This window comes from Ralstonia pickettii (assembly GCF_000607165.1).
Taxonomy (GTDB): Bacteria; Pseudomonadota; Gammaproteobacteria; order Burkholderiales; family Burkholderiaceae; genus Ralstonia; species Ralstonia holmesii.
Map to the genome: position 1 here is coordinate 237,485 of NZ_JFZG01000004.1, position 18,407 is coordinate 255,891.

The 18,407-nt window shown below is 62.9% G+C and carries 18 protein-coding genes and 2 tRNA genes; 10 read left to right on the plus strand and 10 right to left on the minus strand.

Annotated elements, in window-relative coordinates; genetic code table 11:
• The first annotated feature begins 21 nt into the window (after positions 1-21).
• The gene (locus BG83_RS0104220; protein WP_024975544.1) at positions 22-336 is read left to right on the plus strand and encodes a TM2 domain-containing protein; all 315 of its coding nucleotides are present in this window, start codon (positions 22-24) and stop codon (positions 334-336) included.
• Between the two features lie 14 nt (positions 337-350).
• Positions 351-518: a hypothetical protein gene (locus BG83_RS29635; protein ID WP_200869023.1), complete on the plus strand. Its 168-nt coding sequence runs from the start codon at positions 351-353 to the stop codon at positions 516-518.
• A 3-nt stretch (positions 519-521) separates the two neighbouring features.
• Here BG83_RS29635 and BG83_RS0104225 read toward each other — a convergent pair whose 3' ends face one another.
• From BG83_RS0104225 to BG83_RS0104245, 5 genes are all read right to left on the minus strand, one after another.
• A complete protein-coding gene (locus BG83_RS0104225) occupies positions 522-1,286 on the minus strand; it encodes an arginyltransferase (protein ID WP_024975545.1) in 765 nt (254 codons plus the stop codon).
• Positions 1,273-2,019: a leucyl/phenylalanyl-tRNA--protein transferase gene (gene aat, locus BG83_RS0104230; protein ID WP_024975546.1), complete on the minus strand. Its 747-nt coding sequence runs from the start codon at positions 2,017-2,019 to the stop codon at positions 1,273-1,275. Before aat ends, BG83_RS0104225 begins: the two co-directional genes overlap by 14 nt.
• Before the next feature lie 24 nt (positions 2,020-2,043).
• Positions 2,044-2,631 (minus strand): NUDIX hydrolase, encoded by a 588-nt coding sequence (locus tag BG83_RS0104235; RefSeq protein ID WP_024975547.1) that lies wholly within the window; start codon positions 2,629-2,631, stop codon positions 2,044-2,046.
• Between the two features lie 192 nt (positions 2,632-2,823).
• Positions 2,824-2,900: transfer RNA gene (locus BG83_RS0104240), tRNA-Met, on the minus strand.
• Positions 2,901-2,928: 28 nt separating this feature from the next.
• Positions 2,929-3,005, minus strand: a tRNA-Met gene (locus BG83_RS0104245).
• A 228-nt stretch (positions 3,006-3,233) separates the two neighbouring features.
• Here BG83_RS0104245 and BG83_RS0104250 point away from each other — a divergent pair.
• On the plus strand, positions 3,234-4,268 hold the full coding sequence (locus BG83_RS0104250) for a quinone-dependent dihydroorotate dehydrogenase (protein WP_024975548.1): 1,035 nt from the start codon (positions 3,234-3,236) through the stop codon (positions 4,266-4,268).
• Between the two features lie 12 nt (positions 4,269-4,280).
• Here BG83_RS0104250 and BG83_RS0104255 read toward each other — a convergent pair whose 3' ends face one another.
• A complete protein-coding gene (locus BG83_RS0104255; RefSeq protein WP_024975549.1) occupies positions 4,281-4,520 on the minus strand; it encodes a hypothetical protein in 240 nt (79 codons plus the stop codon).
• A 390-nt stretch (positions 4,521-4,910) separates the two neighbouring features.
• Here BG83_RS0104255 and BG83_RS0104260 point away from each other — a divergent pair, with 390 nt between their 5' ends.
• The gene (locus tag BG83_RS0104260; protein WP_024975550.1) at positions 4,911-6,812 is read left to right on the plus strand and encodes a potassium transporter Kup; all 1,902 of its coding nucleotides are present in this window, start codon (positions 4,911-4,913) and stop codon (positions 6,810-6,812) included.
• 82 nt (positions 6,813-6,894) lie between these two features.
• On the opposite strand, the gene BG83_RS0104265 is transcribed toward BG83_RS0104260, so the two are convergent.
• Entirely contained in the window at positions 6,895-7,353 is a 459-nt protein-coding gene (locus BG83_RS0104265; protein WP_024975551.1) for a DUF4148 domain-containing protein, read from the minus strand.
• 187 nt (positions 7,354-7,540) lie between these two features.
• Positions 7,541-9,874, minus strand: coding sequence for a Tex family protein (locus tag BG83_RS0104270; protein ID WP_024975552.1), 2,334 nt, complete (start codon positions 9,872-9,874; stop codon positions 7,541-7,543).
• A gap of 110 nt (positions 9,875-9,984) precedes the next feature.
• Between BG83_RS0104270 and BG83_RS0104275 the strand changes: the two genes are divergently transcribed.
• The 3 genes from BG83_RS0104275 to BG83_RS0104285 all read left to right on the plus strand — a co-directional run bounded on the left by BG83_RS0104275 (position 9,985) and on the right by BG83_RS0104285 (position 13,214).
• The gene (locus BG83_RS0104275) at positions 9,985-10,749 is read left to right on the plus strand and encodes a hypothetical protein (RefSeq protein WP_037031559.1); all 765 of its coding nucleotides are present in this window, start codon (positions 9,985-9,987) and stop codon (positions 10,747-10,749) included.
• Between the two features lie 35 nt (positions 10,750-10,784).
• Positions 10,785-10,988: a DUF465 domain-containing protein gene (locus tag BG83_RS0104280; RefSeq protein WP_024975554.1), complete on the plus strand. Its 204-nt coding sequence runs from the start codon at positions 10,785-10,787 to the stop codon at positions 10,986-10,988.
• A gap of 84 nt (positions 10,989-11,072) precedes the next feature.
• The gene (locus tag BG83_RS0104285; protein WP_024975555.1) at positions 11,073-13,214 is read left to right on the plus strand and encodes an ATP-dependent DNA helicase; all 2,142 of its coding nucleotides are present in this window, start codon (positions 11,073-11,075) and stop codon (positions 13,212-13,214) included.
• Between the two features lie 66 nt (positions 13,215-13,280).
• On the opposite strand, the gene BG83_RS0104290 is transcribed toward BG83_RS0104285, so the two are convergent.
• Positions 13,281-14,150, minus strand: a complete 870-nt coding sequence (locus BG83_RS0104290; protein WP_024975556.1) for an outer membrane protein assembly factor BamD — start codon at positions 14,148-14,150, stop codon at positions 13,281-13,283.
• Between the two features lie 15 nt (positions 14,151-14,165).
• Between BG83_RS0104290 and BG83_RS0104295 the strand changes: the two genes are divergently transcribed.
• Both BG83_RS0104295 and pgeF read left to right on the plus strand, forming a co-directional pair.
• Entirely contained in the window at positions 14,166-15,278 is a 1,113-nt protein-coding gene (locus BG83_RS0104295; RefSeq protein WP_024975557.1) for an RluA family pseudouridine synthase, read from the plus strand.
• Positions 15,262-16,071 carry a peptidoglycan editing factor PgeF gene (gene pgeF / locus BG83_RS0104300; RefSeq protein WP_024975558.1) on the plus strand — a complete coding sequence of 270 codons (810 nt, stop codon included), beginning with the start codon at positions 15,262-15,264 and terminating at the stop codon, positions 16,069-16,071. Before BG83_RS0104295 ends, pgeF begins: the two co-directional genes overlap by 17 nt.
• A 4-nt stretch (positions 16,072-16,075) precedes the next feature.
• Here the strand turns inward: pgeF and BG83_RS0104305 are convergent, their stop codons facing one another.
• Positions 16,076-16,312: a hypothetical protein gene (locus tag BG83_RS0104305; RefSeq protein WP_024975559.1), complete on the minus strand. Its 237-nt coding sequence runs from the start codon at positions 16,310-16,312 to the stop codon at positions 16,076-16,078.
• Positions 16,313-16,582: 270 nt separating this feature from the next.
• Here BG83_RS0104305 and phaC point away from each other — a divergent pair, with 270 nt between their 5' ends.
• The gene (gene phaC / locus BG83_RS0104310; RefSeq protein ID WP_024975560.1) at positions 16,583-18,376 is read left to right on the plus strand and encodes a class I poly(R)-hydroxyalkanoic acid synthase; all 1,794 of its coding nucleotides are present in this window, start codon (positions 16,583-16,585) and stop codon (positions 18,374-18,376) included.
• Positions 18,377-18,407: the final 31 nt, after the last annotated feature.

An 18,407-nucleotide genomic window follows, 5' to 3' on the forward strand; every position in this document is an offset into this window, starting at 1 on the left:
ATTCCCGTGTCAGCCTATGCCATGAATCAGACCGCTCGCGAAATCATGCTGTACGACGCCCAGAAGAAGAGTTCGGGCGTGGCCTATCTCTGGTGGTTTCTGCTTGGTTTTTTAGGGGCGCATCGCTTCTATCTGAAGCGGCCAGGCAGCGGCGTCGCGCAGGCCATCGCCAACATTGGCGGCACATGGTTGGCGTTTCGTGACATGGGTAACACCGCCGGCTGGGTGCTTGCCGTCATCGGCGGGCTGTGGGTGCTGGTGGACATGTTCCTGATTCCCGGGATGGTCCGCGCATACAACACGGTGCTCGCCGAGCGGCTTTCGACTGCGCCCTGAGAGGAGTCGAACTCATGAGCAAAATGATTTGGTGGAAGCGCGCCGCATTGTGGGCGGCAGGTTTGGCTTGCGTGGGCGGCGCCTTGGCGGGTTGTACGACTTCGCGCGATCAATACAGCCAGAGTTCCAACATCAGTACGTACGGTGTTGTCGATGTCGGAATCGAGCGCACGTCGCGCTGATCATCATTCCGTGGCCGGGGGCGCCACGTCTTCAAACCGTCGCCACTCGCCATTGACGAGCAGTTCCAGCGGTTGGAACAGCGCCTTATAGGCCATCTTCCGGCTCTGCTCGATCCAGTAGCCGAGATAGACGTAGGGCAAGTCCAGCGCCTGCGCCTGGGAGATCTGCCACAGGACGTTGTACGTCCCGTAACTCGCCTTCTGTTCGATTGGGTCGTAGAACGTGTAGACCGACGATAGCCCGTCTTCCAGCACGTCGATCATGCTTACCATGCGCAGCTTGCCCGCCGATGGCGATTCGGGCGGCTCCCGAAACTCCACCAAACGCGAATTCACCCGGCTCTGTAGCAGGAACTGCTCATATTGATCGCGGCTGTCGTGGTCCATGCCGCCGCCCGCGTGACGGACCGACTGGTACAGCAGATAGAGCTGATAGTGCTCTTCGACATAGGTAAGCGGTGCAACCAGCGCCTCAAGCCCTTGATGCCGCTCGGCGGCACGGCGTTGCGCCCGCGACGGCGCATATCGATCAACGACGACGCGGCACGGGGTGCATGCATGGCAGTCGTCGCAATGCGGGCGGTAGGTGAAGATGCCGCTACGCCGGAAGCCGGCGCGCACGAGCTTTGAATAGACGTCGGCATTGATCAGGTGCGCCGGCGTGGCGACCTGCGAGCGCGCCAAGCGGCCATCGAGATAGCTGCATGCGTAAGGCGCGGTGGCATAGAACTGCAATGCCGAGAGGGGGAGTTCCTTAAGCTTGCTCATTGCGTACGGTCCACCGGCGGAGCACCGATTTGTCGAAGTGCCACGGCACAATGGCCGGCGCGTTGGCCGCTTCCCGCACATGTGTGAGAAACGCCGTGCGCGGCACCGGGGCACCGCCCAGCGACGCCAGATGCTCGGTCTCCTGCTGGCAGTCTATCATCGCGACGCCCTGACCGCCGAGGAAGGCGCAGAGCGCCGCCAGCGCGATTTTCGAGGCATCGGTGCGGTGCGCGAACATCGATTCGCCGTAGAACATGCGGCCAAGCGCCACGCCGTACAGGCCGCCGACGCGTTGCCCGGCGTGCCACGTCTCGACGCTGTGCGCATAGCCGCGGCGGTGCAGGGCGGTATACGCCTGAATGACGTCTTCGGTGATCCACGTGCCGTGCTGCCCAGGGCGGGCTGTGGTGGCACACGCGACCATCGTTTCGCGAAAGGCGTGGTCGATGCGGATTTCCCAAGCTGGGTCGTCAAGCACGCGGCGCAGCGTCTTGCGAAACGTGGTTGAGACGCGAAAATCTTCGGGGCGCAGCACCATGCGCGGATCGGTGCTCCACCACAGCACTGGCTGGCCCTGGGCATACCACGGAAAAATGCCTTGCCGATACGCAATCAGCAGCCGTTGGGGCGATAGCTCTGCGCTGGCGGCCAGCAGCCCCGGCGCTTCGGACTCTGGCCCGAGCGCGCGATCGACCGGCGGGAAGGGATCGTGCGGATCCAGCCAGGCGATCATGATGCAGACAGCGTGAGGTTGGCGTTACGGCGTCGTGGCCGGCGTATTGATCGCAGCCGAGCGCATCGGCTTGTAGATGTCGAGCGTGTGGAGGCGGAAGCTGCCGTCGGCCAGCTTGCCTGCCGCGCGGTCTGCAAAGAAGCAACGCAGCGTGTGGATGACAGTCGGGAAGGCCAGATCATCCCAGGGGATGTCGGCTTCATTGAAGAGCGCGACTTCCAGGCTTTCTTCGCCCGGCGCGAAATCCAGATCGTTCAGCTTGGCCAGGTAGAACAAGTGCACTTGATGCACGTGCGGCACGTTGAGTACCGAATACAGCTCGCCGATTTCGACGTTGGCGCCGGCCTCTTCCTGCGTTTCCCGGTTGGCGGCCTGCGCGGTGGTCTCCCCGATTTCCATGAAGCCTGCTGGCAAGGTCCAAAAGCCGTAGCGGGGTTCAATGGCGCGCTTGCACAGGAGAATCTGATCGTTCCAAACGGGCACGGTGCCGACCACGTTGCGCGGATTCACATAGTGAATCGTATTGCAATGGTCGCAAACGTCGCGCAGTCGGTTGTCACCGGCGGGAATGCGCGAGACGACTGACTGGCCGCAGTTGGAACAGAATTTCATGGGGAATCGTCGCGGGTGGAATATCTCAGTGTATCACCGCGGCGATGCGGCCCCGCGCGGCGCAGGGAGGGGCGGGAGTATCGACTGAGTTGCACGCAAAACGGCGCGTGGAAACGTAGAAAAGCAAAAAGCCCGCTGTGTGCGGGCTTCATGATTCGGCTCAGGTCTTGGAGCGAGCCGTTCTACTTTGGTTGGTTGCGGGGGCAGGATTTGAACCTGCGACCTTCGGGTTATGAGCCCGACGAGCTGCCAGACTGCTCCACCCCGCGTCCGTAGAAACGCATTCGACTTTCTGGCTGGTTGCGGGGGCAGGATTTGAACCTGCGACCTTCGGGTTATGAGCCCGACGAGCTGCCAGACTGCTCCACCCCGCGTCCGTCGAATAAAAAATTATAGCGAGATCCGTGCGGCGATGCAACACTTTTCTCGTGCGGCATGCATATTGATGGTGCGTGTTCCACTGTGACGGGCCGCGAAGGCAGGCGCAGACTGATCTTTGGACACATCGTGCGCAGCCGGGTTCGAAAGCGGCGCGCACGGTGCATTGCGGCGTGCCGGCCGTTTACAATGCCGCCTTTCGCGTTCCTCTCTTGATTCCGATCGTGCTCAACGCCCTGTACCCGCTTGCCCGCCCGCTGCTGTTTTCGATGGATCCCGAAGACGCGCATCACTTCACGCTGAACCAGCTCAAGCGGGCCCACGCGATGGGGCTTTCGGGCTGCATCGGTGGACGCGTAGCCCCGCAGCCGCGCACGGTGATGGGCGTGGTGTTTCCCAATCCAGTGGGGCTGGCTGCTGGCCTGGACAAGGATGGTGCGTATATCGATGCGCTCGGCGCGCTCGGCTTCGGTTTTATTGAAGTCGGCACGGTCACGCCGCGTGCGCAGCCAGGCAACCCGCGCCCGCGCATGTTCCGCCTGCCGGCGGCCAATGCGCTTATCAATCGCATGGGTTTCAACAACGGCGGTGTCGATGCGTTCATCAATAACGTGAAGGCATCGAAGTGGCGCGAGGCGGGTGGCGTGCTCGGTCTGAACATCGGCAAGAACGCCGACACGCCCATCGAGCGCGCTGTCGACGATTACCTGCATTGCCTGGAGCGCGTGTATCCGCACGCGAGCTACGTGACGGTGAACATTTCGTCGCCGAACACGAAGAACCTGCGCCAACTGCAGGGCGCGAGCGAGCTGGACAGCCTGCTCGGTACGCTGCGCGACGCGCAACAGCGTCTGGCAGACCAACATAAGCGCTACGTGCCGGTGGCACTGAAGATTGCGCCGGACTTGGATGACGACCAGATTGCCAACGTTGCCGACGCGCTGCTGCGTCACAAGATGGACGGCGTGATTGCGACCAACACGACGATCAGCCGTGAGGCCGTCGCCGGTCTGGCACACGCGGAAGAGGCGGGCGGCCTGTCGGGCCAGCCCGTGCGTGAAGCCTCGACGCGGGTAATTCGCGCATTACATGGTTTGCTGGGCGATGCGGTGCCCATCATTGGCGTGGGCGGCATCCTCGCCGGCGAGCATGCGCGCGAGAAGATCGATGCTGGCGCCCAGCTGGTACAGCTGTATACGGGGTTGATCTATCGAGGCCCCGCGCTGGTTGCCGAATGCGCCCGCGCACTGGCGCATTGACGCCGGCCGCGCTCAGCGGCGAAGCAGGAAGATGATAAGCGCGCTGGCGGCCACCACGGCGGCTGCCAGGTCGTACGGGCCAGCGTAATCGGCCCACACAGCAGGGTCGAGCCGCTGCATGAAAGCCGGCTGCGCCCACGGCAGGATCATGCGCGGGATCGCAAACAATAGGGCGGCCACGACCAGCAGCACAATCAGTGCGGTCAGCGAAGGCTTGGAATGCCCCAAGATGCGGATGGGTGAGTGGGGCAAGGCCGTCCCCGTTTTGGAAGTGCCGGGCGGCTGATTACTAGTCGCTCAACATAATTTGCAATAAAGGTTTGTCAGGCATTTTCCTACAAAGTTCTGTCGGCCGCAGTCCTACTTTCGGCTATGTGCAGCACAGCATGCATAACGTGTTGCCTGTGAGCCAAGGCGAACGACTCGCGCTGCACAATGTGCTTTATTCGATATCTGTGTGCCAGGGCAATGTTCTTTCGGCCCTGCAGAACGCTTTATCAGGATGGCTGTACAGCGTGATGCACCGCGGCAACGAATGCCCGTCTGAGGGGTTGGCGTGGCGGAGGCGGGGAGTACAATCCGCCCTCATTGTGCAATGCACGATTTTTTGAGCGGCCAGCAATCCGCCCGATTTCCAAGTTCATGAGTCAAGCCCTCACAGCAACCGGGTCGCCCCAGACCAACGTGAACCTGCGCGCCATGGTGATTGGTGCCGTGGGTGTGGTGTTCGGAGACATCGGCACCAGCCCGCTGTATTCGCTCAAGGAGTGCTTCAGCCCCGATCACGGCATTCCTTTCTCCAGCGGTGCGGTGCTCGGCATCATCTCCATGCTGTTCTGGGCGATGGTGATCGTGGTGTCGCTCAAGTATGTGCTGTTCGTCATGCGCGCCGACAACAACGGCGAGGGCGGCATCCTTGCGCTGATGGCGCTGTCGCTGCGCACGGCCAATACCAACTCCAAGCGCATGTCGCTGCTGATGATGCTGGGCGTCTTTGGTGCGTGCATGTTCTACGGCGATGCAGTGATCACGCCGGCCATCTCGGTCCTGTCGGCCATGGAAGGTCTTGAAATCGCCGCGCCCGCATTGACGCCGTTCGTATTGCCGATCACGCTTGTGATCCTGGCGGTGCTGTTCTTCATCCAGCGCAGCGGCACGTCGGTGGTCGGCAAGTTGTTTGGCCCCGTGATGCTGCTGTGGTTTGCCGCGCTGGCTGCGCTGGGCATGATGAATCTGGTGAAGGCGCCGCAGATCCTGGTGGCCGTCAACCCGATGTATGCGATTTCGTTCCTGCACAACCACGCGCTGCAGGCGTTCATCGTGCTGGGTTCGGTGTTCCTGGTGCTGACCGGCGCTGAGGCGCTGTACGCCGACATGGGCCACTTCGGCGCCCGTCCGATCCGCTGGGCGTGGTTCTTTCTCGTGGCGCCGAGCCTGCTGCTGAACTACTTCGGTCAAGGCGCGATGTTGCTGACCGACCCGAGCACCATCGAAAACCCGTTCTACCGTTCGGTGCCGGAAGCGCTGCAACTCCCGATGGTGGTGCTGGCTGCGGCGGCTACCGTCATTGCCTCGCAGGCCGTGATTTCGGGCGCGTTTTCGCTGACGAGCCAAGCGATTCAGCTTGGTTTTGTGCCGCGCATGCGCATTCGCTACACCTCGGAAGCTGAGATCGGCCAGATCTACGTGCCGATGGTCAACTGGATGCTGCTGATCCTGGTGGTGGGCGTGGTGCTGGCGTTCAAAAAGTCCGACAACCTGGCCGCCGCCTATGGCATTGCCGTAACGACCACGATGGTCATCACGACAGTGCTGGCGGCAGTGGTGATGCGCTCAGTCTGGCGTTGGCATCCGGCGCTGGTAACGCTCGTGAGCCTCTGTTTCCTGGTGGTCGACATGGCGTTCTTCTCGGCCAACCTCTTGAAGATCCGCGATGGCGGTTGGTTCCCGCTGACGCTGGGCGCCGGTGTGTTCTTCCTGCTGATGACCTGGTACAAGGGCAAGAAGCTTCTGCGTGCTCGCAGCCTGGAGGACGGCATTCCGCTCGAGCCGTTCCTGGCTGGGTTGCTGGCGCATCCGCCGCATCGTGTCGAGGGCACGGCCGTTTTCCTGACCGGCAATACCGAGTTCGTGCCGGTGTCGTTGCTGCATAACCTGAAGCACAACCGCGTGCTCCACGAGCGCGTGATCTTCATCAGCTTCGTCACGCGCGATATACCCTACGTGGACGACAAGCACCGCGTGTCCGTGCGCGATCTGGGCAGCGGCATCTACATCGCCCGCGCGGAATACGGCTTCAAGGAAACGCCGGACGTGTACCGTGTACTTGAACTGGGTCAGCCGCAGATCGGCACGCGCTGCGAGCTGATGGATACGTCGTTTTTCATCGCGCGCGAATCGGTGGTGCCGTCCAAGTTGCCGGGCATGTCGATGTGGCGTGAGCGTTTGTTTGCGTGGATGCATCAGAACGGCGCCAAGCCGTCGGACTTCTTCCACATCCCTGCGAACCGCGTGGTGGAGTTGGGCACGAAGGTCGAGATCTGACCGACCGTATCGCTGCATAACAAACGGCCCGTGCGAGAGAGACGCACGGGCCGTTTTGTTTGGGGGTCAGGCGATGTTCAGGTTAGATCTTCGAGGCCTCGCGGTCGCGTTTGTGCACTTCGTGGTTGCGCGCGTGTACGTCGTGGTTGCGATCCTTGACGTCGGCGTGGAGGTCCTTGCGGTCCTGGTGCAAGTCACGGCGGTCGGCGTTGACCTGATGCTGATCTTGAGCGCGTTGCTTGCTCCAGTATTCGGCACCCTTGACGTTGCCGTTCGCCAGATCGCGGTTTTCGCGGCGTTGTGCGGTATTGCGCTCGGCGCGTTCGTCAGCCAGGGCGGCCTTGTCCTTGCCGATATCGGCACGGTCTTGGCGAATGTCGCGGTTGTCGTGACGGATGTCGCGGTTGTCCTGATGAATCTTCTGGTTGTCTTGCTGGATTTGCGTAACAGGCGACACAGGAGCTGGCGGCGTGGTCTGCGCGAAAGCGGCGGTACCGGCAACAGCAAGCAGGGCAGCGATCAGGGTGTGGCTCGTCTTCATGGAGTTTCTCCTCGTGGGTGCCAGGCGGTGTGTGCCTGTGTCTCCATAACGGGCTGAAGAGACCGGTCGACGACGCGCGAGTGTTAGGAAAGATCCAGGCGCGTAAGGACTTGTAACAGGCGCGCCGAGTCATGAAAAAACCCGCCGAGTCCGAAAACCGGGCGGGTTCCGCTAAACAGAGTGCGCGTTAGCGCTTGAGCTTGGCGAAGGCTTCCGCCATGGCGCCGGACGGTTCCGGCGCGCGACGCTGCTGGCCACCGTGGCGATTGCCGCCACTGCTCGGGCGATCACCACCGCCGGTACGCGCAGGCGCCTGGCCGGGCTCGTCAGACAGGCGCATCGTCAGGCCGATGCGGTTGCGCTTCACGTCCACTTCCATCACCTTGACCTTGACGATCAAGCCGGGCTTGACCACCTCGTGCGGGTCGCGCACGAACTTGGTCGACAGCGCCGACACGTGTACCAGACCATCCTGATGCACGCCGATGTCGATGAACGCGCCAAACGCTGCTACGTTCGTCACCACGCCTTCGAGCACCATGCCCGGCTGCAGGTCCTTGATGTCTTCGACGCCGTCCTGGAATGTCGCCGTCTTGAACTCGGGGCGCGGGTCGCGGCCGGGCTTCTCCAGTTCAGAAAGAATGTCGACCACGGTCGGCAGGCCGAACTTCTCGTCGGTGAAGTCGCGAGCGGTCAGGCCACGCAGCGCCTCGCGGTTGCCGAGCACGTCGCCGATGCCTTTCTTGATGCTGTCCAGAATGCGCTTGACCACCGGATACGCCTCGGGGTGCACCGAGGAGCGATCAAGCGGATTGTCGCCGTCATTGATGCGCAGAAAGCCGGCGGCCTGCTCGAACGTCTTGTCGCCCAGGCGTGGCACTTTCTTGAGCGCGTCGCGGTTGGTGAACGCGCCGTTGGCATCGCGGTATTCGACGATGTTCTTGGCGAGGATCGAGTTCAGCCCCGATACACGCGCCAGCAGCGGGGCAGAGGCCGTGTTCACATCCACGCCGACCGCGTTGACGCAATCCTCGACGATGGCGTCCAGCGCGCGGGCCAGCTCGCGCTGGTTCACGTCGTGCTGATACTGGCCGACGCCGATCGACTTCGGGTCGATTTTCACAAGTTCGGCCAGCGGGTCTTGTAGGCGACGCGCGATCGACACCGCGCCACGCAGCGACACATCCAGCTCCGGGAATTCCTTGGCCGCCAGCTCCGACGCCGAATACACCGACGCGCCAGCCTCGCTCACCACGATCTTGGTCAGCTTCAGCTCCGGAGCGTTACGCATGAGGTCTTGCACCAGCTTGTCGGTCTCGCGGCTTGCCGTGCCGTTGCCGATTGAAACCAGTGCCACGCCGTGCTGCTTGGCCAGACGGGCCATCGTCGCGAGCGAACCGTTCCAGTCGCGGCGCGGTTCGTGCGGGTAGATCGTGGCGGTTTCGAGCAGCTTGCCAGTGTGGTCCACCACCGCGATCTTGCAGCCCGTGCGGATGCCCGGATCGACGCCCATTACTGCCTTGGGGCCAGCCGGCGCGGCCAGCAGCAGGTCGTGCAGATTGCGGCCGAAGATCTTGATGGCCTCGGCCTCAGCGGATTCGCGCAGTTGCGTGAGGAGTTCGGTCTCGATATGCGGCTGGACCTTCACGCGCCAGCACCAGCGGCACACGTCCGACAGCCACTTGTCAGCCGCGCGGCCCTTGTTCTCGATGCCGACATGGCGCGCGATCATGACTTCGCACGGGTGCGGAATTAGCGCGTCCTGTTCTTCGCCCAAACCGAGCTTCACGAACAGCACGCCCGCGTTGCGGCCGCGGAACAGCGCCAGCGCGCGGTGCGACGGTACGTTGCGGATCGGCTCGCTGTACGCGTAGTAATCGCGGAATTTTTCTTCTTCGGCAGTTTCCTTGCCTTCCACCACCGTCGACGAAACCTGGCCCTGATTCCAAAGGTGGTCGCGCACCTTGCCAAGCAGCTCGGCCGTCTCGCCAAACTGTTCGGAGAGGATGTCGCGCGCGCCGTCCAGCGCAGCCTTCACGTCTGGCACGCCGCCATCGGCAGTCGGATTGCCGTTGACGAACTTGGCGGCTTCGGTTTGAGGGTCGAGCGTCGGGTCGGCCAGCAGTGCCTGGGCCAGCGGCTCCAGGCCGCATTCGCGAGCGATCTGGGCGCGCGTGCGGCGCTTGGGCTTGTAGGGCAGGTAGAGATCTTCCAGCACCTGCTTGGTCTCGGCCGCCTCGATGGCGGTGCGCAGGGCATCGGTCAGCTTGCCTTGCTCTTCAATGGAAGCCAGGATGGCCGCGCGGCGGTCTTCCAGTTCGCGCAGGTACAGCAGGCGTTCTTCCAGGTTGCGCAGTTGCGTGTCGTCCAGGTTGTCCGTCACTTCCTTGCGGTAACGTGCAATAAAGGGCACGGTGGCGCCTTCGTCCAGCAGTTGCACGGCGGCGGCAACCTGCTGCGGCCTGACCGCCAGTTCAGTGGCGATGCGGGAGACGATCTTCTGCAACACGGAATCAGTCATTGCTTCCAGAGAGTGCGATGGAAAGCCGCGCATTTTGCCACAACGCGAACCCTGTTCCTGAGCTGAAATCCGTGGCCGCGCGGCGTTTGCCGCACAGGCGCGGTGATAAAATGCGCGTTATGCCTACGCTCCTGTTTTCTGTCCGTCGCCGCGCTCCTGCGCGCCGCGCTTCCCGTTTGGTTCTGCCGGCGTCCGTGCTCAGTGCCGCGCTGGTGGCCGCGCCTGTATGGAGCCAGTCTCAGCCGGCCTCTGCGCCAGCCGCTGCGGTGCCCGCCACACAGCCCGATTTCGGCGCCGAGCACGATCGCATCACCAGCGCCAAATCTTGGGCCGAATACCGCTATGCCCAGGCTGAGCGCGCCTGCTATGACAAATTCCTCGTCACGCACTGCATCGACAAGGCCAAGGATGTGCGCCGCACGGAACTCCACACCATCCGCGAACGTGAGTTGGCACTGGACGAAGCCGAGCGTGCCGACCGCGCAGCCCGCCGCGACCAGGAACGCGCCATCCGCGAGGCTCAGTACAACGCCGAACGCCCCCAGCGTGAAGCCGCCGAGCAGAAGAATCGCACCGATTTCTCGAACAAGCAGGAACAGCAGCGCCTGAACGAAGCGCAGCGCCAGGCCGAAGCGCCGCAGCGCGCCGCCAACGCGCAGGCCGCGGCCAAGAAGCAGGCCGATTACGATGCCAAGCTGAAGGCTGCGCAGGAGCAGGGCGCAGCCAACGCCGCCAAGCGGGCCGAAAGCGTCAAGCAATTCCAGGAAAAGCAGCAAGACGCGGCCAAGCGCCAGAAAGAACTGGAAGAGCGCCGCGAACAAACCAAGCGCCGCAACGAGCAAAACCAGAACAACACCAGTCCGCTGGGGTTCTAAACTTCAGCCAAGGCCGGGCTTCCGGAGGGAGAGCGATGGACAGCGATCTGAACACGATCTCGCGTCGCATCATTGAATTGCAGATCGAGCACCGCGATCTCGATTTCCTGATCGACCGGCTGGCAGGTACGGCCGGTCACGACGAGTTGCAGCTGCGCCGCCTCAAGAAGCGCCGCCTGAAACTCAAGGACACCATCACCCTGCTACAGTTGCAGCTTGAGCCGGACGTGCCGGCTTAGCGCCTGCCCAAAGTTGGTTCGATTTTCATCCCGAGAGGCCGCAATTACGTGCGGCCTCCGTCATTTGACTCCACGGATTCCGCGTTGACTTCGCTTTCCCCGCTGGCCGAGCCGTCGGCTGATTCCGACGCCGATACCAGCGATGCTTCGGTTCCCGCCGCCTCTCCACCTACCGATGCTCATCATGGCGAGCTGGCTACGCTCTTTGCCGATGACGGCACGCTGGCCAAGGGTATCGATGGCTACCGGCCCCGTAGTGCGCAGCTGACGATGGCGCAGGCGGTGGCCAATGCCATCGAGGCTGCCGATTCGATCATCGTCGAGGCCGGTACGGGCACGGGGAAAACCTACGCTTACCTTGTCCCGGCGATGCTCTGGGGCGGCAAGGTGATCCTGTCCACCGGGACGAAGAACCTGCAGGACCAGCTCTTCCTGCGCGACATCCCGACCGTGCGCAAGGCGCTGAATGCGCCGGTGTCGGTGGCGCTGCTCAAGGGCCGCGCCAATTACGTCTGTCATTACCACGTGGAGCGCACGTCGCAGAACGGGCGCCTTTCTTCGCGCCAGGACGCCGCGTGGCTGCGCCAGATCAACCTCTTCCTGAAGACAACGAAAACAGGCGACAAAGCCGAACTTGCTAGCGTGCCCGAGAACGCGCCGGTGTGGAACCTCGTCACGTCCACGCGCGACAACTGCCTGGGTTCGGACTGCGCGTATTACAAAGACTGCTTCGTCATGCGCGCCCGCAAGGAGGCGCAGCAGGCCGACGTGGTGGTAGTCAACCATCACCTGTTCTTCGCAGACGTGATGTTGAAGGACACCGGCATGGCCGAACTGCTGCCCGCCGCCAACACGATCATCTTCGACGAAGCCCACCAGCTGCCCGAAACCGCCACGTTGTTTTTTGGCGAGACCATCTCGACGAACCAGATTCTCGAGCTTGCGCGCGACAGCGTGGCCGAAGGCCTTTCGCATGCACGCGATGCGGTGGATTGGGTCGCGATTGCCGCGCCGCTGGAGCGGGCCGCGCGTGATCTGCGTCTGGTCTTCCGCCAGGACGGCTCACGCCTGTCGATCAAGCAGATCGACAATGATGCGGCACTCGCCAAGCCGTTCTACGAGGTGTTGCCGAAGCTGGAGCAGGCGCTTTCCGACTTTACCGGCGCGCTGGAAGCCCAGGCCGAGCGCGCCGAGACCATCGAGCAATGCCATCGCCGCGCCGCGGCGCTGTGTGAAAAGCTTGATGCGTGGGCCGATCCCAAACCGCCGAAGGTGCCAAAGAAGGAAGGTGGCGACGAGGGCAAGGAGGGCGAGAGCGCGGCCCCCGTCGACGAACGTGTGCGCTGGGTCGAGGTGTTCGCCAATTCCGTGCAGTTGCATCTGACGCCGTTGTCGATCGCGCCGATTTTTTCGCGCCAACGTGCCGGCCAGCCGCGCGCGTGGGTCTTCACCTCCGCCACGCTTTCGGTGCGCGGCAACTTCACGCACTACGCCGCACAGTTGGGCCTGGATCGTGATCGCTCGATGACGCTCGACAGCCCGTTCGATTACGCCTCGCAAGGCTTGCTCTATGTGCCGCGCGATCTGCCGCAGCCGAGCGATCCGCGCTTTACCGATGCGGTACTCGATGCCACCTTGCCGCTCATTGAGGCAGCGGGTGGTAAGACGTTCTTGCTATGCACGACGTTGCGCGCAGTGAACCGCGCCGCCGAACGCTTGACGGACGAATTCGCGCAACGCGGGTGGGATTTCCCGCTGCTTGTGCAGGGCCAGGCCAGCCGTACGGAACTCCTGGACCGTTTTCGCGCGCTCGGCAACGCCGTGCTGATCGGGAGCCAGAGCTTCTGGGAGGGCGTGGACGTACGCGGTGAGGCGCTCTCGCTGGTCGTGATCGACAAGTTGCCGTTCGCCCCACCCGATGATCCGGTGCTGAGCGCCCGGATGGAGGCCCTGGAGAAAAAGGGGCTGAGCCCGTTTGCCGTGCACCAACTGCCGCATGCGGTGATCACGCTCAAGCAAGGTGCCGGCCGGTTGATTCGCTCGGAGACCGATCGCGGCGTGCTGATGATCTGCGACCCTCGCTTGGTCGAGAAAAACTACGGTCGCCAGATCTGGCAGAGCCTGCCGCCGTTCAAGCGTACGCGCGAGGCCGAGACCGCCGCCGAGTTCCTGCGTTCCCTGCGGCCGGATTCGGATGATCCGCCTGCCGGCGACCTTGAAGACTGATCCGCACGCACAAACAAAAAGCCCGGCCAATCGACCGGGCTTTTTGCTGTGCAGTTCAAGCCTTGCTTACCACCATTGGTACCAGGGCTTGTCTTTCTTGCGCTGGCCGTAGGCGAGGAAGTCGCTCTTCGGGTAGTTCTGCTTGATGATGCGTTCGGTGTCGTCGCGCATGTCCTTCATGCCCAGCGCTTCGTACGACTTCATCATGATGTACAGCGCTTCTTCCACAGCCGGGGCGCGATCGTAATCCTTGATGGCGTCCTGTGCGCGGTTGACGGCGGCCAAGTAAGCGCCACGGCGATAGTAGTAGCGCGCGGCGCCCACTTCATGCTCGGCCATCGCGTTCACGATGTATTGCATGCGCTGCGTGGCGTCCGGCGTGTACTTGCTGTTCGGGAAACGCGTGATCAGCGTCTTGAACGCGTCGTAGGCAGAGCGCGCCGCCTTCGGGTCGCGCTCGCTCAAGTCCTGGTTCGAGAAGCGGCCGAGCCAACCCAGGTTGTCGTTGAAGTTGATCAGGCCCTTGAGGTAATAGGCGTAATCCACACTGGGGTGATTCGGGTGCAGCTGGATGAAGCGATCAACCGAGGCCAGCGCGGCAGCCGTTTCGCCATCCTTGTAGTTGGCGTAGGCGGTTTCGATCTGGGCTTGCTGGGCGTACGGCCCGAACGGATAGCGGCTTTCGAGCTTTTCGTAGTACTTGACCGCCTTGGCGTAGTCACCGCCGTCGAGCGAATCCTTCGCTTCCGAATATAATTTGTTAGCTGACCAGCCAGCAGTTTCGTCTTGCTGTTCCGGCAGGATGCCGCAGGCCGAGATAGCCAGACATGCAACGCCTGCTACCAACACTGCTCCGATTTGTGCGCGGATTCGACTGCCGATTCGATTGCCGATTCGACTTCCAATACGCGCCTGCTTTACGCTCGTGACCGACATGGGCACCTTTTCTGAATGAAAAATCGCATCAAGCATTATAGCCCAAGCCCTGTGTCAGACGACGCACTGGCTGACGTTTCCCTCACTGCGCCGGAGACGGAAGACGCCCTCGATGATGAGGCGCTCGATTTGCATGCCGCAGATGCGGCACCGGCGGTCGAACCGATCATCGTCGAGATTCCGGAAGCCATGCACGGCGAGCGCCTAGACAAGGCGCTTGCCAAGCTGCTGCCCGATTATTCGCGCAGCCGCCTGCAGCAATGGATTGACGCAGGTGCGGTGCGCCTGCGGGGTGAAGTCGTGCGCCCGCGTGCGGCCATCTCCGGCGGTGACCGCATTGAAGTCGTCCCGCAGCGCGCGGCAGACGAAAGCGCCTTCGTTGCCGAGCCCATCGATCTGGATGTGGTGTACGAAGACGACACGCTGCTCGTCATCAACAAGCCTGCCGGCCTTGTGGTGCATCCGGCTGCGGGTAACTGGAGCGGCACGGTGCTCAATGGCCTGCTGCACCGCTATCCCGACGCCGTGGAGTTGCCGCGTGCCGGCATCGTCCACCGCCTCGACAAGGACACCTCCGGCCTGATGGTGGTTGCCCGTACGCTACCAGCGCAAACCGATCTCGTGCGCCAACTGCAGGCACGTACCGTCAAGCGGACTTATCTTGCGCTGGTGTGGGGCGAAACGCCGGAGGAGGCCACGATCGACGCCCCGATCGGCCGGGACCCGCGCGACCGCACGCGCATGGCCATCATCGAGACGGCCAGCGGCAAGCCGGCGCGCACGCATTTCAAGACGCTGGACGTGGTGGACCTCGGGCGCGCGCAGGTATCGCTGGTGCGCTGCCAGCTCGAGACCGGTCGTACACACCAGATCCGTGTGCACTTTGAATCGGAGGGGCATCCTCTGCTTGGCGATCCGGTGTACACGCGCAACTTCCGCCGTGGCAAGCCACAGACAATCAAGGCGCAGCTGCCGGTGCCATTTACGCGGCAGGCGCTGCACGCGGTGCGCCTGGGGCTCGTGCATCCTGCATCGGGCAAATCGGTGCACTGGGAAGCTGGCGTGCCCGACGATTTCGCCGATCTTCTGGAAGCCCTGGACCTGGATCCCGATGCCGATATCAACTGACTGGATCGTTCCCGACTGGCCTGCGCATCCGCATGTCAAAGCGCTGGCCACGACCCGCCTGGGTGGCGTCAGCACAGGGCCTTACGGATTGGCCGGTGGTTTGCCGGGCGGTCTGAACCTTGGTCAGCACGTTGGTGATGTGCCGGAAGCCGTTGAACAGAACCGCCGCATCCTGCGTGCAGCGCTACCCGCCGAGCCGGCGTGGATGGAGCAGGTGCACGGCACCAGCGTGGCGGATCTTGATCAACTCGTCGGCACGTCCGCGCCTGTGGTTGCCGACGCGGCGGTGGCGTCGTGGCGGGATCGCGTCTGCGTGGTGATGACGGCGGATTGTCTGCCTGTCTTGCTGAGCGACGCTCGCGGCGTAACCGTGGGTGCGGCGCATGCGGGCTGGCGCGGTCTATGCGGTGGCGTGATCGAGCGCACGCTGGATGCAATGACGCAACGGTTGCGCGCCAGCGGCCAGGAAGCCGATCCAACGTGGCTGGCATGGCTGGGGCCGGCCATTGGGCCATCGTGCTTTGAAGTGGGTGCGGAAGTGCGCCAAGCCTTTATCGACGCCGCTCAGCCCGGTGAATTACCTGCCACCCAGGCGGCCTTCGTGGAAGGCGCATCCGCGGGCAAGTTCTTCGCTGATCTGTATGTGTTGGCCCGACTGCGGCTGGCACGCGCCGGCTGTACTGACGTGTACGGCGGTGGCCTATGCACGATGAAGGACGCCGAGCGCTTCTATTCGTACCGTCGGGAGCGCACCACGGGCCGCATGGCGACGCTGATCTGGCGCGCGGAGTGAGCGTTCAGGCGGCGCCGTCGCCTGCATCGCTGCTCAGCGTGGGGGCCGTGTCCGCCTTGTCTTGCGCGGCTTCCTGGGCTTTGCGGCGGCGCCTGCGTGCCGGCGTGCCGACAATCCAGAGGAAGAGCGATAGCGGCGCCACGCCGTAGAAGACAAATGTGCCGATGCCGGCAATCCAAGATTGCTCAGTCAAGGACATCATCAACACGACGTAGAGCCAGGCGATGGCGACGATATACATGGGAAAAAGCAGTGCCCGGCATTGGCGCAATGCAGCAGTCTCGCACGAAATTGCGCAAATTGGACCATAGCCCCGGTTCTGTGCTTAGCCATTTGGTCAGAGCTGTTTTCGGCGAATGTGGCAAAACCCGCGCTGGCTGGGCGTTTCCGGCCGATCATTGACTAACTCCGATTGACAGCCTTGAAACGGCAAGGCAACAATGCCCCGCAATACTACGAGTTGCGCCGCCGTTCCAACCGGAGCGGCGCATATCGTCGGATCGAGGGCACTATGGCATCGCGTCAATCGACATCATCCAAAGCATCTAGCGCCCACACTCAAGCTCCCTGGCAGGGCTTGTCGGACCCTACGCAGTGGGCGGAGCAGTTCAAGCAATGGCAAGCCTTTGCGGGCGCCTTCGCACAACCCGGTGCCGCGGCTCCGGGTCTTGGCCAGTTCAACGGCGCAGCGATGGGCGAAGGCGCGGTTCCCTTCGCGCTGATCCCGCACGATCGGCTGGCCGAAATTCAGCAGAAATATCTTGAAGAGTGGCTCCAGATCTGGCGCCACATGAGCACCGGCGAAAGCGCAGAGGCCGTGGCGCCGTCTGATCGCCGCTTCTCGAACGATGCCTGGCGCAAGAGCCCGCTCTACGGCTATGCCGCCGCGTTCTACGTGCTTAACGCCCGCACGCTGATGGAAATGGCCGACGCCGTGCAGGCTGACGCCAAGACCCGCGAGCGCGTGCGTTTTGCCGTGTCGCAATGGACGGCCGCCATGTCGCCGTCCAACTTCCTTGCGACCAACCCAGAGGCCCAGAAGCATCTGATTGAATCGCGTGGCGAATCCCTGCGTACCGGCATCCTGAACATGCTGCAGGACATGGAGCGCGGCAAGATCTCGCAGACCGACGAAACGGCGTTCGAGATCGGCCGCAATGTCGCCAACAGCGAAGGCGCCGTCGTCTTCGAGAACGATTACTTCCAGCTCATCCAGTACAAGCCGCTGACGACCAAGGTGCATGCGCGCCCGCTGCTGCTGGTGCCGCCCTGCATCAACAAGTTCTACATCCTGGATCTGCAGCCGGCCAATTCGCTGGTGCGCTATGCGGTGGAGCAGGGCAATACCGTGTTCCTGGTGTCGTGGCGCAATCCGGACGCGAGCATGGCGTCCCGCACGTGGGACGACTACATCGAAGGCGGCGCGATCGAGGCCATTCGCGTAGCGCGCGAAATTTCTGCGCAGGACCAGATCAATGTGCTGGGCTTTTGCGTGGGCGGAACGATCCTCTCGACTGCCCTGGCCGTGCTGGCGGAGCGCGGCGAGCATCCGGCCGCAAGCCTGACGCTGCTGACCACGCTGCTCGACTTTACGGACACCGGCATTCTCGACGTGTTCGTCGATCAAGCCCAGGTGGAAATGCGTGAGAAGACCATCGGCAGCAATGCGCCGACCGGTCCGGGCCTGCTGCGCGGTGTGGAGCTGGCAAACACGTTCTCGTTCCTGCGCCCGAACGATCTGGTCTGGAACTACGTTGTCGAGAATTATCTGAAGGGCAAGACGCCCGCGCCGTTTGACCTGCTGTACTGGAATGGCGACTCCACCAACCTGCCTGGCCCGTGGTACTGCTGGTATTTGCGCCATACGTATCTGCAGAACGACCTCAAAACGCCGGGCAAGCTGAAGGTGAACGGCACACCGGTGGATCTCGGCAAGATCGACGTGCCGGTCTACATCTACGGCTCGCGTGAAGACCACATCGTCCCGTGGAAGTCCGCTTATGGCTCTGTGCCGCTGCTCAAGGGCAAGCGGCGTTTCGTGCTGGGTGCCTCGGGACATATCGCAGGCGTGATCAACCCGCCCGCGGCCAACAAGCGTTCGCATTGGATCAATCCCAAGCTGCCCGATACCGCCGATGCGTGGCTCGAGGGTGCCAAGGAGCATCCGGGCAGCTGGTGGCCGGATTGGTCAACGTGGTTGGCATCACATGCCGGCGCGCAGAAGGCTGCACCCAAGAGCTACGGCAATGCGGACTACCCGGCCATCGAGCCGGCGCCTGGCCGCTACGTCAAACAGAAAGCGTAAGATCGCGCGCATGAACCCCCGTTGCCGTCGC